This window comes from Acinetobacter sp. NIPH 298 (assembly GCF_000369505.1).
Taxonomy (GTDB): domain Bacteria; phylum Pseudomonadota; class Gammaproteobacteria; order Pseudomonadales; family Moraxellaceae; genus Acinetobacter.
This window is the reverse complement of the sequence record NZ_KB850055.1, coordinates 101,562-117,181: the sequence shown is the minus strand read 5'-3', so window position 1 is coordinate 117,181 and position 15,620 is coordinate 101,562. Positions and strand designations below refer to the sequence as shown.

The window sequence follows — 15,620 nt, the reverse complement described above, 5'->3', positions numbered from 1 at the left end:
GTCTCTTTAGTTTGTTCTGAAAACTAAAGAGACTTTAAAAACTGCTTTGGTGTAATACCTGTCCAACGCTTAAACGCACGCCCAAATGCGCTTTGATCCGCATAATTTAAACGTTCTGCAATCTCAGAAAATGATTTGCCTTGCTGCAAATAAAGCTTACTTTGCTCCAACCGATATTGATCTAAAATATCCTGAAAATTCAACTGATAGGCTTTAAGTTGACGCTGTAAAGTTCGTTCAGAACAATGCAAACGCTTGGCGACATAACGTTGCAAAACTTCTTCTTGCTGCAATAAACCTTGCTCAATATAACTTTGAATTTTCTGTTTAAATTGTTGTTGCTGCATTTCCACCGAAGTAATGCTATTCATTGATTGCTGTGCTTGACTCGATAAAACCTGATTGAGCTGTTGGTCGGCGGCAATACTTTTAGCTTTTAAAACTTGATTAGAAAAATGAATCGCATAATGTCCTGCTTGTACTTGTATTGAACATCCATAAAAGCGCTCAAAATGATATAAAGCCATATGCGGCGTATAACCAAACTGGATAACTTGAGGAGGAATTAAGGCATCTTGCACAATAGACTGCGCAATTTTAAAGATCAGAGCCAAATTCAACTCATACATCCCACGATAATCAGGATATGAAGCACTCCACACTATTTGGATATGATCCGAAAATTGCTGAACATTAAGTTGTTCTAAATTGGTCTGTTTAAAAATCAAGGAATAATAACGTTGTAATAGCTGTAAAGCTTGTTGTAAATCTAAACTGGTCGATGCCAGATACCCCATGAGGCCAAAATCTTGCAAATTGGCATGTTCAGCCAAAATCAACGCAATTGGACGAGAAAAATAGGGTTGTGCGGCTTGCAACAACAAAGCATAGCGTTCAACATCAAAATCTTGTTCATCTGGATTCGCCAAGCAGGCCTGAAAAGTCTGCCAAAGTTCAGGCGCAACAACTTTAGACAAATCAATGTGTTCCTGTTGCAAAACACGATTAAACAATCGTAAGTATCCAATAATTATTTTAACTGACATACGTCAATCTCATCCTGATCTGTCGTTATTTGTATAAAAATTGGCTGTAACTGTCAAAACATTTCATCGAACTTTTTCCATACTGAACTCATGAAAAGAAAAGGAATAGCACCGATGAATGCACATGTTTCCTATCAAGTTGATCCAATCGTAAGAACGAACTTAGACTTCCACTTAAATGAAGCACCTCGTTTTTGGTTTGGAGGCGATCCGTTCCGTACCCGTATGTTTGATGCCTTGAGCCTCACATTTCCTGATGGTGAGCGCTATTTCATTGAATGTGTTCGTTTATTTCGTGACAAAATCAATGATCCTGAATTGCAGGAACGCGTGACGGACTTCATTCGTCAAGAAGCTCAACATGGGATTGCGCATGACAAAATGAACCAAGTCATGAAACAACAAGGTATGCCTGTTGATCAATTCACCCATCGTTTAAAGAAAATATTTAAATTTGAATTGATGAATCGCTCTCCACAATACAACATTGCCATGACTGCAGCGGCAGAACATCTAACTGCACTGATGGCGGATACCTTCTATAGCCAAAAAGAAACGTTAGCGGATGCAGATCCTTTTGTTCGTGCCCTGTTTGCTTGGCATGCTATTGAAGAAATGGAACATCGTGATGTGGCATTTGATGTAATGCAACAAGTCGGCGAAGTACCTGAGTTTACCCGTAAATCTGCATTGGTGATTACGACGGTATTAATGTTTGGATTTACCCTTTATCGTACCGACGTGATGCTAAAATGTGATGGTTTCAGTTTAAGACAACGTTTTGATATGGCGCATAAAGGTTTACCTTGGTTCTTTGGTCGTAACGGTATTTTGACCGCAAAAAGAGCGCAATATAGCGACTGGTTTAAAAAAGACTTCCATCCGAATCAGCATCCTGTGATTCGTCAATACGATGTTTGGATTGATACTTTAGCTAAAACCAATGACCCAATTGCAGCGGGTGAGGCTTTTTGGCAAGCAGGGCTATAATATTTAAAGAGAAGAATCCCCCTCCTTTTTAAAAGGAGGTTTGGGAGGATTTCTCAACCATCACCACTTCGCATAATGCTGTTCCAATAAACCATACTGATCATTCAACACCAGCAATTCACCATTTTCTTGCTCAATCGTGCCACTCACTTTGGCTTGCCATTGATTAAACTGGCTTCCGATCAAACGCAAATTGATATTTTCAAAACGACACCACCCTGTTTGCACCAATAAATTTAATCGGGCATCCAAAGAGCGAATTGACCAATTTTTTTCATCTTGTTGTTCAAATAAAACATCCGTAAGTGGATATAAACGCCCATCAACCCACAAGGCATTTTCATTGCCAAAGCTTTCATTCACACCAGAAGCAAGGTTAAGCCCAATACGACGATCTTGTTCATCACGGAACTGACAAGACAACCAGAACCAAGCCGTTTCAGGGCGTAAAAAACCACAGGTATCATCTAATGATGCAAGGCTTTGTGCATTAAATTTTATCTGTTGCTGTTTTGGACTTATAAAATAACCTTCAACCGCTAAGGTGGTTTGCTTTTGGGTATACGTCCAACCATTGATCCCAGTTGGACTACATAAACTCAGTGCATCAGTCCCCGCACAAAAGATACGCGCTTTAAGCTGAACTTCACCATGTCTGGTGATTTGGATATAACGCACACCATTGGCGTGTTTCATGTTAAAACAATAGCCTGATTTTTTAAAATAGCTTTGACTAAATAGCGGTTGTTCATCCAGTTTGGTTTGATAGCCAAAAGGTTGAATTGCATTGCATTCAATCACTTGTTCAGCATGATGATCATAGATATAAAAGAAAGCATGTCCAGCCCACGATAAATCAACGATTGCGACGCCGATACTGTAGTGCTCATGCTGTATACCGCAAAACTTGAATTTCTTATATTTTAACTGTTTACGCCAGCCTTTAAGTATCTGACCATACGGCGTTTTATAGATATAGTCATCGAGGTTAATTCCAGATGGTACCTGATCAAAACGCCCATAACGTGGCTGACCATTGGCTTGTATCAAATCCATGATTTTTGATTCCGTGACCGCATGAGAGCTTCCTGTCTATCATAGCCGCTAATTCATAATATTTACTCAAAACCATTCACAATTTTTGAGCATATTTCAACTTCACTCGATCTTCATTTCATTCGCATTAAAGTTCAATATTTCATCAAATATTCATACATAAGTTTTATCTTTAAAAACAATCTTATACCACTTGATCAAAAAATCATGAAGACGCGTACTCTTTTTAAAGTAAATGCATTGTGTGTAATGCTGTTGGCGCTAACCGCCTGTAATGATAGTGATGATAATCAAGCACCCAAAACCGAACGAAAAAATCAAAGTATCAATGTTCTTGCCTTTAATGACTTTCATGGCAATTTAGAACCACCTAAACGCTTTATTGAAGCAGATGATCCACATGACCATAGTAAAACGGTACAGATACCTGTTGGTGGTGTCAGCTATTTTGCCGATGCAATCAAAAAATTACGGGCACAATATCCCAATAATGCTGTGGTCTCGGCTGGTGACTTAATTAGTGCTTCCCCATTAATCTCATCGTTATTCTTAGATGAACCGACCATTGAAGTAATGAATGACATTCAAATCGATTTTAATGCGGTTGGAAATCATGAGTTTGATCGTGGAACCGATGAACTTCGTCGTTTACAAAATGGTGGCTGTCAGCAATACACCAGTACTAAGCCATGTCAAATCAATCCAAACTTCACTGGGGCAAAGTTTAACTTTCTCGCTGCCAATGTTTCCATGAAGGCCGATCCAAATAAGACGCTTTTTCCTGCCTATAAAGTCAAAACTTATGGTGGCATCCCTGTTGCGTTTGTTGGGCTTACTTTAGAGGCAACTCCGAGCATCGTTTCTGCTGCTGGTATTACCGATGTCAACTTTCATGATGAAGCAGATACCGTCAATGCATTGATTCCTGAGTTAAAGAAACAAGGGATTGAAGCGATTGTGGTGGTGGTGCATGAAGGCGTTGCGCCAAGTACCAAATTCAACAAGAAAACCTGTGATGGGTTGAGTGGCCCATTAATCGATGTATTGGAACGCTTAGATCCTGCGGTTGATGTTGTCGTATCGGGTCATACACATCAATCTTATATCTGTGACTATGCAACCCAAAATCCACAAAAACCGTTCTTACTCACATCTGCAGGACAATACGGCACAGCCATTACCAATATCCAACTCGAACTAGATGGAAAAACAGGTGATGTGATCAAGAAAGACGCGACCCAAGTTCCTGTGCAAAGCGAAAGCTATACCTCTGGGACGACCACGGTCAGCTTAACGGATCTATACCAAAAGTTTAGTAAAACACAAAGTATCGAAGCGATATTAGATAAATACCGTCCAGCCGTTGCGACTATTTCCGCACGCGTGGTCGGATCAGCAAGCACTGTTATTGATCGTAATCGTACTGAAAGTGGCGAAACCGCGCTGGGTAATTTGATCGCGGATGCTCAACAAGCGGCAGCACTTGCAGCCAGCAATCAAGGTTCAGATTTTACATTGATGAATGCGGGTGGTGTACGCGCAGACTTATTGATTAATAGTAGTAATCAGATTACCTTCGGTGATGTATTCAGCGTACAACCGTTTGGTAATTCGTTAGTCACGCTGAGTCTCACAGGCAAACAAATTCGTGAGCTATTAGAACAACAATGGTCTGGTGCCAATGCGGCAACCACTCGGATATTACAGCCGTCAAAAGAATTCAGTTATTCGTATAAACAAGATGCCGCAGTATCTCCTCGCACCAGCAATATCATGATTGCAGGACAAGCTTTGGTCGATACTCAAGTCTATCGCGTTACTGTGAATAGTTTTATTGCCGATGGTGGTGATAACTTCACAGTTTTAAAACAAGGGAAGAACCCAATCGGTGGCGGACAAGATATTGATGTTTTAGAGCAATACGTGACTCAAAACTCACCGCTTAGTGCACCTGCGACAAATCGTATCAAACTGATTCAATAATAGGTTTTAGACAATAAAAAAAACAGGGAAGCATTTGCTTCCCTGTTTTTTTATTCCGCTGAGATTTACATCTCAACCATTTCCACACCATCAATACGTGCAACAGTCATCAAATCTTTATCACCGCGACCTGAGACAGTGGCAATAATGATTTGATCTTTAGACATCGTTGGCGCAAGTTTGGTGACATAGGCCATGGCATGAGCGCTTTCAAGCGCAGGAATAATCCCTTCGATCTTGGTTAAATCACGGAAACCTTGTAACGCTTCTTCATCATTGATCGGCACATATTCAACACGGTGCATATCTTTTAAGAAACTATGTTCTGGTCCTACACCTGGATAATCAAGACCTGCTGAAATACTATGTGTCTCAATAATCTGACCTTGTTCGTCCGACATCAAGTAGGTACGGTTGCCATGTAATACACCCACATGACCTGCATTCAATGGTGCCGAATGCTTGCCTGTTTCAATGCCATAGCCTGCAGCTTCAACACCGTACATTTTCACATCTTGATCATTCAAGAATGGATAGAACAAGCCCATTGCATTTGAACCGCCACCAACACAAGCCACCAAAGCATCAGGTAAACGCCCTGCTTGCTCTTGGATTTGACGGCGCGCTTCACGACCAATAATCGACTGGAAATCACGAACTAGCTGCGGATATGGATGTGGACCAGCCACGGTACCAATCACGTAATAAGTGCTATCCACATTGGTGACCCAGTCACGCATCGCTTCGTTCATGGCATCTTTCAATGTTTTTGAACCGCTTTGCACAGGCACAACCTTCGCACCGAGTAAACGCATGCGGTATACATTCATCGCTTGACGTTTAACATCTTCCGCGCCCATAAATACCACACACTCAAGGCCTAAACGCGCTGCGATCGTTGCTGTCGCAACGCCATGCTGACCAGCGCCTGTTTCTGCAATGATACGTTTTTTACCTGATAGTTTTGCCAATAAGGCCTGACCAATGGTGTTATTGACCTTATGTGAACCTGTGTGATTTAAGTCTTCACGTTTCAAGTAAATCTGCGCACCGCCGAGGTGCTGTGACCATCGCTCTGCATGATAAAGTGGGCTAGGGCGACCAACATAGAACGCAAGATCACGGTCAAATTCTGCCAAAAACTGTGCATCATTTTTCATACGACCATAAAGATTTTCTAAATCTTCAAGTGCAGCCATCAGCGTCTCTGACACAAAACGTCCACCATGAATACCAAAATGCCCTCGAGCATCTGGAAACTGGGTATAGTCAATTGTCTGATTTTTTTGACTAAGATTTTGCTGATCCACGTTGGACTCCTTGCATAAATTTTTCAATGAGTTGTTGGTCTTTTATACCTTTTGCGGACTCTACGCCTCCGCTGACATCCACAGCAAAAGCAGCTGTAGTATCAATAGCTTCACTCACATTTTCAGGGGTTAGTCCGCCTGCCAAAATTAGTGGAATATCTAGTTGTGGAAATTGATTCCAATCAAAGCTGTGCCCTGTTCCACCCTTTAACTCAGGATGCCATGCATCTAATAAGACTGCACTAGCACCCGCAGCTTGATAACGTTGAATTTCGGTCACAACATCGATATCTGGTTTTACCTGAATCGCTTTATACCAACGACGCTTGCAGTGTTGAGCAATCTGTTGGCATTGTTCAGGTGTTTCATCACCATGTAGTTGTAATACATCCAAAGGAACTGAATCAAGCACCGTTTGTATTTCTGCGGGGCTTGCATTGACAAACAAGCCCACCAATTGTACATACGGCGGAACGAGCACTGCTAATGATTGAGCTTGTTCAATGCTGACATGACGTGGACTCGGTGGGAAAAACACCAAACCAATCGCATCCGCACCAGCTTGCACTACAGCCTGAATATCTTGTGCTCGGGTAATTCCACAAATCTTGGCGCGAGTTCGCAGTTGGATTTGGTGCATGTCATGTCCAATTTTAAATGAATACTTTTAAACCATCATATTGTAATGCAATTTGACCTTCATAGGGCAAAGTTCATTCCGAAATGCGATTGTTTAAAAAACGTTAACACTTTATACTTTGATAAATTTTGCAACAAGTCTAAAGCAATTTCTTTTGCTTATAGGGAAGTTGGTGTAAGTCCAACACTGCCCTCGCAACGGTAACACCGTATTATTAATCTTAGCTCTACGCCAAATCACTGCATCTGAATGATGTGGGAAGATGATTAATAGCATCATTATTGTGATGATATAGTGAAGTCCGGAGACCTGCTTGTTGTTATCTTCTACGCAAACATTCACGAAGGGTGAATGTATGGAGCAACATCATGTCTACTACTTTTCAACCGACTCGTTTAGTTGGTGCTATCGCTATTGCGATGGGGTTTTCCTCTCCTGCTTTTGCTCAAGAACAAACAACTGATAAAATAGCTTCACTTGATACCATTGTTGTAACAGCGTCAAAAACACCTGAATCAATTAAAAACGTGCCCGCAAGAATAACCGTTATTGATGAAAGAACAATTGAGCAATCTCCGATTGCGGATTTACCAAATCTATTGGCACGAGAAGCGGCAGCCAATGTAGTACAATTGGGTGGCTACGGACAACAAACCTCGATCTTTTTACGTGGTACAAACTCCAACCAAACACTTGTGTTACTTGATGGTGTCCGTTTAAATACCGCTACTACAGGTGCAGCCTCACTACCATTTTTAGATACAACTGGCTTACAGCGTATTGAGGTTTTAAAAGGTCCAGCATCGGTGTTGTATGGAACAGATGCGATTGGTGGTGTGGTACAACTTATTTCTAAAACACCTGAGAAAACCTCTGCCTTTGTGACAGGTGAAATGGGTGAACACAATACTTATAAAGCAATTGTTGGTGCTGATCTTGCCGAAAATGGTTTTTATACACAAATTCGCGGTCAACGTTTAGAAACTGATGGCACTATTATTAAAGAAGTTGCCAATGCTGAACGTGCGCCCTATGATCAAAAAGGCTACAGTACGAAAGTAGGCTATGATTCTAATCGTGTCGCAACCTCTGTGGATTTTAGTCAAAATGAAGGCAATAGTACCTATGATAATTTCGGTACAATGACCAGCCAAGACTTCAAAAATCAAAGTATTAACCTAAAAGGTCGTGTATCGATCAATGAACAATTCGATATACATGCTCGGCTATCTCAATTTAAAGATGATCTTGATCAAGTGGATAGCCCAAGCTTTGTACATAGCACCACAGAAGAAGCTGAACTCTATACAGTCTATAATTTAGCAAAGTATCAAAACATCCTTGTTGGAGCAACATTCCGTAATACTGATGCAAAAACCGCCTCTATTAAAGAGGATGTAGATTCAACAGGCTATTACATCCAACATCAATACAATGATCATGGATTTAATACGCAGGTTGGTGTTCGTGTTGAAGACAATGAAAAATTTGGAACACATACAGTCGCACAAGGCGGTATTCGTTACCAACTTTTACCATTAACCAGCATCTACACCAATATTGGCAGTGCATTTAAAGCACCGACCTTTAACGATATGTATGGTTGGGGTGGCAACCCTGACCTTAAACCAGAAGAAAGTATTTCTTATGAAATCGGAATAGATCAGAAATTTAACTATGGAATTAATGCTGGACTCTCTGCATTTGTTACCAAAGTGGATGATCTGATTAATTCAGATCCTGTCACCTATCAAATGGTGAATATTGATAAAGCTAAAATCGAAGGTGCTGAAAGTTATATCAAATGGCAAGGTGACAATCTCTATACTAATTTAGGTTATAGCTATGTTCGTGCCAAAGATAAAAAGACAGATGAAGACCTTAGCCGACGACCTCGCCAAAGTGTTTCATTGACTGCAGGTTGGACAGATGAACAATATACTTTCTCGACCACGATGCTTGCGAATGATGATTACGATAACACTGCCTTTGACGATGTTCAAATCCCTGGACATTTCCGCGTAGACATGCATGGACAGTACAAAGTAAATAAAAATGTCGATGTCTTTGCGAACATTCAAAATGTAGGTGATTCAAAATATCGTACAGCATATGGTAGTGGCGGTTATTACATCAATGGCGGTCGCTTAGCTTCAGCGGGTGTCACATTCCGTTATTAATCTTGCGATAACATCATAAACATATTTTCTTAACTCCAGTTTCGAGGTAATGTCTTGACCGCATTGCCTCTTTTTTATTTTAGGAAATCCGATGGGACATCGTTTAAGTAAAATCTATACACGTACAGGTGATTCAGGCACAACAGGTTTAGGCGACGGTTCACGTGTTGCCAAAGATGACTTACGTATCACCGCTTTGGGGGATGTCGATGAACTCAATGCGACGATTGGCGTGCTTCGCTCACAAATTAGCGCGAGTCAAATCAGTGATAAACATCAATGGGACCAAAGCCTGAGCTTGATTCAACATTGGCTCTTTGATTTAGGCGGCGAAGTTTGTATTCCAAACTACCACCTGCTTCAACCTGTTTGTATCGAATTTCTAGAAAAAGAAATTGATCGCATGAATGAATCCTTACCGATGTTGAAAGAGTTCATTTTACCCTCAGGTACTTTAGCGTGTAGCTATGCACATCAAGCACGTGCGGTATGTCGTCGTGCAGAACGCGCATTGATGTCAGTGCATGCACGTGACCAAAATATCCAAGCAACCGCATTACAATTACTCAATCGTCTATCAGATTGGTTATTTGTCGCTTCTCGTGCATTACAACGTGCTGAAGGTGGCAGTGAAGTGTTGTGGCAGAAAAATATTAATGACAGTATTGATCCAGAATAACCATATTAGGCAGCACATAAATGCGAATCATCGGTCATCGTGGAGCACGTGGTGAAGCACCAGAAAATACCTTAGGTGGTTTTCATTATCTGCATGGTCTTGGCGTCCGTGCTGTCGAATTTGATGTTCGACAACTTGAAGATGAGCAACTGGTTGTAATTCACGATGACAACTTTATTCGTACCACAGGTCTGTCGCAGCATGTCGAAAGCTGCAGCTTAGCTCAGGCTCAACAATTCGACCATCGCCATCTATGGCAAACTTGGGCTGAACCAGAATACACGCCGAGTTTAGTGCAAGTCATGGCATGCTTAACCGACTTTGAGCATATCGAAGTTGAAATTAAAGCGGTGCCTGATGAAGCTGCTGCGGAAAAGCTGATTATCCAGCTACACCAAGACCTTAAAGACTTTGAGAAAACGGCAATTATTACCAGTTTTGATGTCAAAATTTTTGCGGCATTACAACAGTATCAGAGTCATTTTAAACGTGGTTTATTGGTTGAGATTCCCATCGCTGGACATGCAATTGAATTGGCTCAGCAATATGGGTGTCATCAAATAGGTTGGAAAGATCAACTTGCAACAGATGAGATGATTAAACTCACTCACCAAGCAGATCTAAATGTCAGTGTTTGGACAGTCAACGATATAGAACGAGCTAAACACTTACAGCAGTTAGGCATCCATGGCTTAATTACTGATATTCCAAGCACCATGTTGCAACATTTATCCTTATAGAAATGGTGGAATAAATTCCACCATTTTCCTCTATTTTTTCTTTTGTGCCTGAATCAAACGCTGCCCTTTTGCATCTAGCAAATACAAATGAGTTCCATCAAATTGAAAACGCTGAACACGTTGAATGGCATCTAATAGATCGGCCTCTTGTGCCAATGCTTTATTACAACTCAAATGACCAGCTCTCACATCAAAATCAAGTTTACGCTGAGCAAAATCAAAGGTGTAGCCCCCATACATATTATTGCAACCCGTATGCCCAGAAACACTCTTGCTAATTGAGTTCAGCGAAAAACTCGGGTATTGGTTAAAGAACAACGCACGCTTGTTCTGGATCATGGTAATTTGCCAATCAACATCTTGTATTCCATCTATACTCTTACGAACCTGCAAACTCGGTAGTTGGTTACCATGTTTGGTTTGTAAGGTCTTCTTTTGCATTTGAGTTGGTTGACTTTGACAAGCGGCAAGCATCAAAACAGCAGAAAGTATTAAAGTTTTGTGAACATATGCCTTCAAAGCGTAAATGGGATTTTTCACGATAATTTGCTCAGACATTGATTTGTTTCACCTTTTAATAGATAAGCCGATGTGGTAAACGAATTCTGTTACGGTTCTTTCGATACAACTGTAGAATAATACTAGTGCTTATTGATTTGAGCATGTTAATATCAGGACTAAAATAGCAATATATCGTCATGATTGGTCTTGCTATCTCGTTTAGTTTTATTATCTTGTGTGAACAAGGTTATTAGGAGCGCTGACGGATATGAATTCCGCCCCACTCAAAAAAGCACCCATTAACTGGACTGCTAGCATTACCTTAATTGGAACTCCAATTCTTGCTGCTATTTTAATCCCTTTATATGCTTATTATTATGATTTTAGTGTAAGTGCTTGGGTCAGTTTGTTTTTCCTTTTGGCTTTAAGTAGCTTAGGAATTACAGCAGGTTACCACCGTCTTTGGGCACATCGTGCTTATGATGCGGCATTACCACTCAAAATCTTACTGATGATTGGCGGTACTTTTGCAGTTCAGAACAGTATTTTGTTTTGGGCTTCAGGTCACCGTACTCATCATCGTCATGTCGATGACATTGATCAAGACCCGTATTCAATTAAACGCGGCTTTTGGTATGCTCATTTAGGCTGGATGATTCGTGATCACTCACCATCTGAACCTGACTATAAAAACTCACCTGATTTATTGAATGATAAATTGGTGATGTTCCAACATAAATACTATGTCCCACTGGTGATTGCTGTCCATGTTGGTGTCTTAGGTGGTATTGGTTGGGCTGTCGGCGATATTTGGGGTGTGGTTTTACTTGGTGGTTTACTGCGTCTCATCATTAGCCATCATGTTACCTTCTTTATCAACTCACTTTGCCACATGTGGGGCAAACGTCCTTATACCGATGAAAATACTGCACGTGACAATTTTGTCTTGGCTATTTTCACTTGGGGTGAGGGCTATCATAACTATCACCACATTTTCCAATACGATTATCGTAACGGCGTGAAATGGTGGCAGTATGACCCAACAAAATGGTTGATTTGGACCAGTTCTAAACTCGGTTTAGCCAAAAATTTACGCCGTATTCCAAGCTTTAATATCAAAAAAGCTGAGCTTGCAATGCGCTTTAAATATGCTGAACAGGATTTGGCGATTTATGGGCATGACGTCAATACTGACATCGTACAAATGAAACAACGTATTGCTCAAGAATATGAAGCATTTACCCATACCTTAAATGATTGGGCAAAATTGAAAGAACAAGAGCTTCAAGCGAAAAAAGCAGCGATGGCTGAAAGAATCCATCAAATCGACCACAAGCTGAAAGTCGATTTCCAATTGCTTGAACATCGTTTAAGCCACCATCGTGAATGTTTAGAAACCTTAATGCGCAACATCAAAAAAGCGCCTGTTTCTGAATAACTGACTAAATAATTTCTAAAATGGTCTCTTTATGGGGCCATTTTTTATGCCTAAGTGCATGTACAAGCAGCCCCCCTTACACGGCTTTAATCGCGACTCAAATCAAAATTTGCTATAGTCTTTGCTCTGCCCTTTCAAGATTTCTATCTTATGCATTTTAACCCACGTTATGCGTCTCTCGATTCCAAGCTTTATCATCAGCAACAGCCCACCCCCTTACGTGGTGCGAAAGCAGGACATTTCAATGAAAGCTTAGCTGACGAATTGCAATGGAGTGAAGAAGATAAAGCCAACTGGGTTGAGATTTGTAGTGGGCAAAAAACTTTTTCCGAATTCACCCCATTGGCAATGGTCTATGCAGGTCATCAGTTTGGACAGTGGGCTGGGCAGCTTGGAGATGGCCGTGGTTTGTTGATTGGGCAAATTTTAAATCAGCAAGGTCAAACCATAGACCTACATCTCAAAGGTGCTGGTGCGACCCCCTACTCTCGTATGGGTGATGGTCGTGCGGTACTTCGCTCAGTCATTCGTGAGTACTTAGCTGGCCATGCACTCAATGCCTTGGGTATCGCCTCAAGTCATGCAGTTGGTTTTACCACCTCGACCCAAGGGGTCCAACGTGAAACATTAGAACTGGGGGCAATGTTATTACGCACCTCAGAATGTCATATTCGTTTTGGGCATTTTGAGTGGATCAATCAATACGCACCTGAACTTTTGCCAGAATTCACACAAAAATGTATCGAATGGCATTATCCAGAATGTTTAAATGCTGAACAGCCAATTCTCGCTTTTGCTCAAGCGGTGATTGATCGAACCGCACTGATGATTGCCCAATGGCAACTTGTCGGTTTTGCACACGGTGTCATGAATACCGACAATCTAAACATTACTGGTTCAACCCTAGATTTTGGGCCTTATGGATTTTTAGAACGCTTCCGACCGAACTGGATCAACAATCATTCGGACTATCAAGGCAGATATACTTATCAAAACCAACCGAGTATTGGACATTGGAATCTTTGGAAATGGTTAAATACACTAATTCCATTGGCAAAGCCTGAAGATAAAGAACAATTCAAACATGATTTGGCGCAATGTTTAGAACAATATGAACCGACCTTTTTACAATATTATGGTCAAGGATTATGTAAAAAGATGGGTTTGCCAAATTTTCATAAAGACAGTTTAGATTGTAGTTTTGCTTTCCTCGGAATCCTGCAATCAGAGCAACTGGATTACACCCAAAGCTTTATTCGTTTACAGCAACACGAGTACAAAGCTTTGAGAGATGATTGTATCGATGTGCAACAGTTTGATAACTTCCTCACACGTTATCAAAACATTCGTCAGCATCAAGACACTGATGAATTGGATCTGGCGATGCAACAGGCAAACCCACACTATATTTTACGCAATCATATGGCGCAAAAAGCCATCGAACTGGCTGAACGCGGTGATTTTAGTGAGGTAGAACGTCTATTTCAACTGCTCAATCAGCCTTATCAGAAGCAACCTGATTTAGAAACTGAACAAGATATCGCACCATTGCCAAGTGATGTGCCTGAAGTTGTAGTGAGCTGTTCATCTTAAAAAGAGGTTCAATTAATGAAAGTTTGGCTGGCACTATGCATTATTGTAATTCTAATCATCATTGGCGTTGTGGTTTATCATTATAAACAATACCTCCCCAGTTCGATTTCGACACAGCAAACACACGTGCCCAAAGCACTTTCGACCGAAGAGATTCAGCAACTTAAACAAAGCAAGCCAATTACCGAGATCGAAGTCTTTAAAGAAAAACGTCGTCTTCATCTTAAACACCATGATGAAATCGTACGTGATTATCCGATGCGTTTAGGCTTTGATCCAATTGGGCATAAACAATTTGAAGGTGATGGAAAAACGCCTGAAGGTGAATACCGAATTGATTGGCGCAATCCACAAAGTGCTTTTTATAAATCACTGCATATTTCTTACCCCAATCAAGCTGACCTTGCCTATGCACAGCAACATGGTCAATCTGCGGGTGGCGATATTATGATTCACGGCACGGTGCCCAAAGATCGGACGGCGATCCCCTCAAGTGCAACCTATATGCCACAAGGCGATTGGACTTTAGGCTGCATCGCTGTACGCAATATTGATATGGATGAAATCTGGCAATTGGTGGATAACAATACCAAAATTAAGATTCATCCATAATATCGAAACAATCTAGACTAGCAGTAGATATAAGCAGTACTATATAAAGAAAACTATCCACATTTTCTGTGGATATGAGCCACGATTGTAGTGGCGCAAGGGTTGCCCACAGGATAAACTTTTATTTACTCATCAGGATATTCGAAACGATAGCCTACGCCATACACAGCTTGAATCCATTCATGACGATTCCCTGTTTCGGCAGCATCAGAGATCTTGCGGCGCAGATTCTTAATGTGACTATCAATCACACGGTCTGCCACATCAAAACTATCCGGGTTGATGTGATCCAATAACTGCGCACGTGAATACACCTGCCCTAAGTGCTCTAAAAATAGCTCCAATAAACGGAACTCTGTCGGGGTTAAGGTCAACGCTTTTTGTTGATACCAAATCCGTTGCTGTGCTTTATCAATACGGAATAAATCATTTTGCTCAGGCTCGGCTTTACGTTCTAAACGGCGTAAAACCGCTTGCACACGTGCAACCAACTCTTTCGGGCTAAACGGTTTACAGATATAATCATCTGCCCCCATGTTTAAGCCCAAAACTCGATCAATTTCTTCAGTACGGGCTGTCACCATAATGATGGGTAAATCTGATTGTTCACGTACTTTACGGCAAATGGTCAAACCATCCATCCGTGGCACCATCAAATCTAAAATCATCAAGGTTGGTTTGCGTTGTTGAAAATGCGTATAAGCCTCCTGACCATCATGAAACATACTGACTTCAAAACCAGCCGCTTCTAAATAATCACGAACCAACTGCGCCAGTTCCACTTCATCTTCAACCAACATAATATGTTTCATGTCTTCATCCTATTCATTATCCTCAAGCAAAAGAGGATCT

14 protein-coding genes and 1 riboswitch are annotated in these 15,620 nt (G+C 41.1%); of the genes, 8 read left to right on the top strand and 6 right to left on the bottom strand.

Annotation, left to right across the window (positions count from 1 at the left end; genetic code table 11):
* Positions 1-23: 23 nt before the first annotated feature.
* On the bottom strand, positions 24-1,046 hold the full coding sequence (locus F903_RS05485) for an AraC family transcriptional regulator (protein WP_005195345.1): 1,023 nt from the start codon (positions 1,044-1,046) through the stop codon (positions 24-26).
* 114 nt (positions 1,047-1,160) lie between these two features.
* Between F903_RS05485 and F903_RS05480 the strand changes: the two genes are divergently transcribed.
* Positions 1,161-2,036 carry a metal-dependent hydrolase gene (locus F903_RS05480; RefSeq protein WP_005195344.1) on the top strand — a complete coding sequence of 292 codons (876 nt, stop codon included), beginning with the start codon at positions 1,161-1,163 and terminating at the stop codon, positions 2,034-2,036.
* 60 nt (positions 2,037-2,096) lie between these two features.
* Here F903_RS05480 and F903_RS05475 read toward each other — a convergent pair whose 3' ends face one another.
* Complete coding sequence (locus tag F903_RS05475; RefSeq protein WP_005195343.1) at positions 2,097-3,092, bottom strand: DUF2804 domain-containing protein; 996 nt, start codon at positions 3,090-3,092, stop codon at positions 2,097-2,099.
* A 207-nt stretch (positions 3,093-3,299) separates the two neighbouring features.
* Between F903_RS05475 and F903_RS05470 the strand changes: the two genes are divergently transcribed.
* Complete coding sequence (locus F903_RS05470) at positions 3,300-5,075, top strand: bifunctional metallophosphatase/5'-nucleotidase (RefSeq protein ID WP_005195342.1); 1,776 nt, start codon at positions 3,300-3,302, stop codon at positions 5,073-5,075.
* A gap of 65 nt (positions 5,076-5,140) precedes the next feature.
* Here the strand turns inward: F903_RS05470 and trpB are convergent, their stop codons facing one another.
* The gene (gene trpB / locus F903_RS05465) at positions 5,141-6,385 is read right to left on the bottom strand and encodes a tryptophan synthase subunit beta (RefSeq protein ID WP_005195341.1); all 1,245 of its coding nucleotides are present in this window, start codon (positions 6,383-6,385) and stop codon (positions 5,141-5,143) included.
* Positions 6,366-7,025 (bottom strand): phosphoribosylanthranilate isomerase, encoded by a 660-nt coding sequence (locus F903_RS05460; RefSeq protein ID WP_005195340.1) that lies wholly within the window; start codon positions 7,023-7,025, stop codon positions 6,366-6,368. Before F903_RS05460 ends, trpB begins: the two co-directional genes overlap by 20 nt.
* Before the next feature lie 118 nt (positions 7,026-7,143).
* A riboswitch (cobalamin riboswitch) is annotated at positions 7,144-7,357 on the top strand.
* A 36-nt stretch (positions 7,358-7,393) separates the two neighbouring features.
* Here F903_RS05460 and F903_RS05455 point away from each other — a divergent pair.
* The 3 genes from F903_RS05455 (at position 7,394) to F903_RS05445 (ending at position 10,624) form a co-directional block, all read left to right on the top strand.
* Positions 7,394-9,205 (top strand): TonB-dependent receptor plug domain-containing protein, encoded by a 1,812-nt coding sequence (locus F903_RS05455; RefSeq protein ID WP_005195339.1) that lies wholly within the window; start codon positions 7,394-7,396, stop codon positions 9,203-9,205.
* A gap of 91 nt (positions 9,206-9,296) precedes the next feature.
* Positions 9,297-9,884, top strand: a complete 588-nt coding sequence (locus F903_RS05450) for a cob(I)yrinic acid a,c-diamide adenosyltransferase (RefSeq protein ID WP_005195338.1) — start codon at positions 9,297-9,299, stop codon at positions 9,882-9,884.
* 20 nt (positions 9,885-9,904) lie between these two features.
* A complete protein-coding gene (locus F903_RS05445) occupies positions 9,905-10,624 on the top strand; it encodes a glycerophosphodiester phosphodiesterase (protein ID WP_005195337.1) in 720 nt (239 codons plus the stop codon).
* A 30-nt stretch (positions 10,625-10,654) separates the two neighbouring features.
* On the opposite strand, the gene F903_RS05440 is transcribed toward F903_RS05445, so the two are convergent.
* Positions 10,655-11,182: an META domain-containing protein gene (locus F903_RS05440; RefSeq protein WP_005195336.1), complete on the bottom strand. Its 528-nt coding sequence runs from the start codon at positions 11,180-11,182 to the stop codon at positions 10,655-10,657.
* 211 nt (positions 11,183-11,393) lie between these two features.
* On the opposite strand from F903_RS05440, the gene F903_RS05435 reads away from it, so the two are divergent.
* The 3 genes from F903_RS05435 (at position 11,394) to F903_RS05425 (ending at position 14,768) form a co-directional block, all read left to right on the top strand.
* Positions 11,394-12,563: an acyl-CoA desaturase gene (locus tag F903_RS05435; protein ID WP_004669543.1), complete on the top strand. Its 1,170-nt coding sequence runs from the start codon at positions 11,394-11,396 to the stop codon at positions 12,561-12,563.
* 150 nt (positions 12,564-12,713) lie between these two features.
* The gene (locus F903_RS05430; RefSeq protein ID WP_005195335.1) at positions 12,714-14,156 is read left to right on the top strand and encodes a protein adenylyltransferase SelO; all 1,443 of its coding nucleotides are present in this window, start codon (positions 12,714-12,716) and stop codon (positions 14,154-14,156) included.
* Positions 14,157-14,171: 15 nt separating this feature from the next.
* Positions 14,172-14,768: a L,D-transpeptidase family protein gene (locus F903_RS05425; protein ID WP_005195333.1), complete on the top strand. Its 597-nt coding sequence runs from the start codon at positions 14,172-14,174 to the stop codon at positions 14,766-14,768.
* 125 nt (positions 14,769-14,893) lie between these two features.
* Here F903_RS05425 and F903_RS05420 read toward each other — a convergent pair whose 3' ends face one another.
* Positions 14,894-15,580, bottom strand: a complete 687-nt coding sequence (locus F903_RS05420) for a response regulator (RefSeq protein ID WP_005195332.1) — start codon at positions 15,578-15,580, stop codon at positions 14,894-14,896.
* Positions 15,581-15,620: the final 40 nt, after the last annotated feature.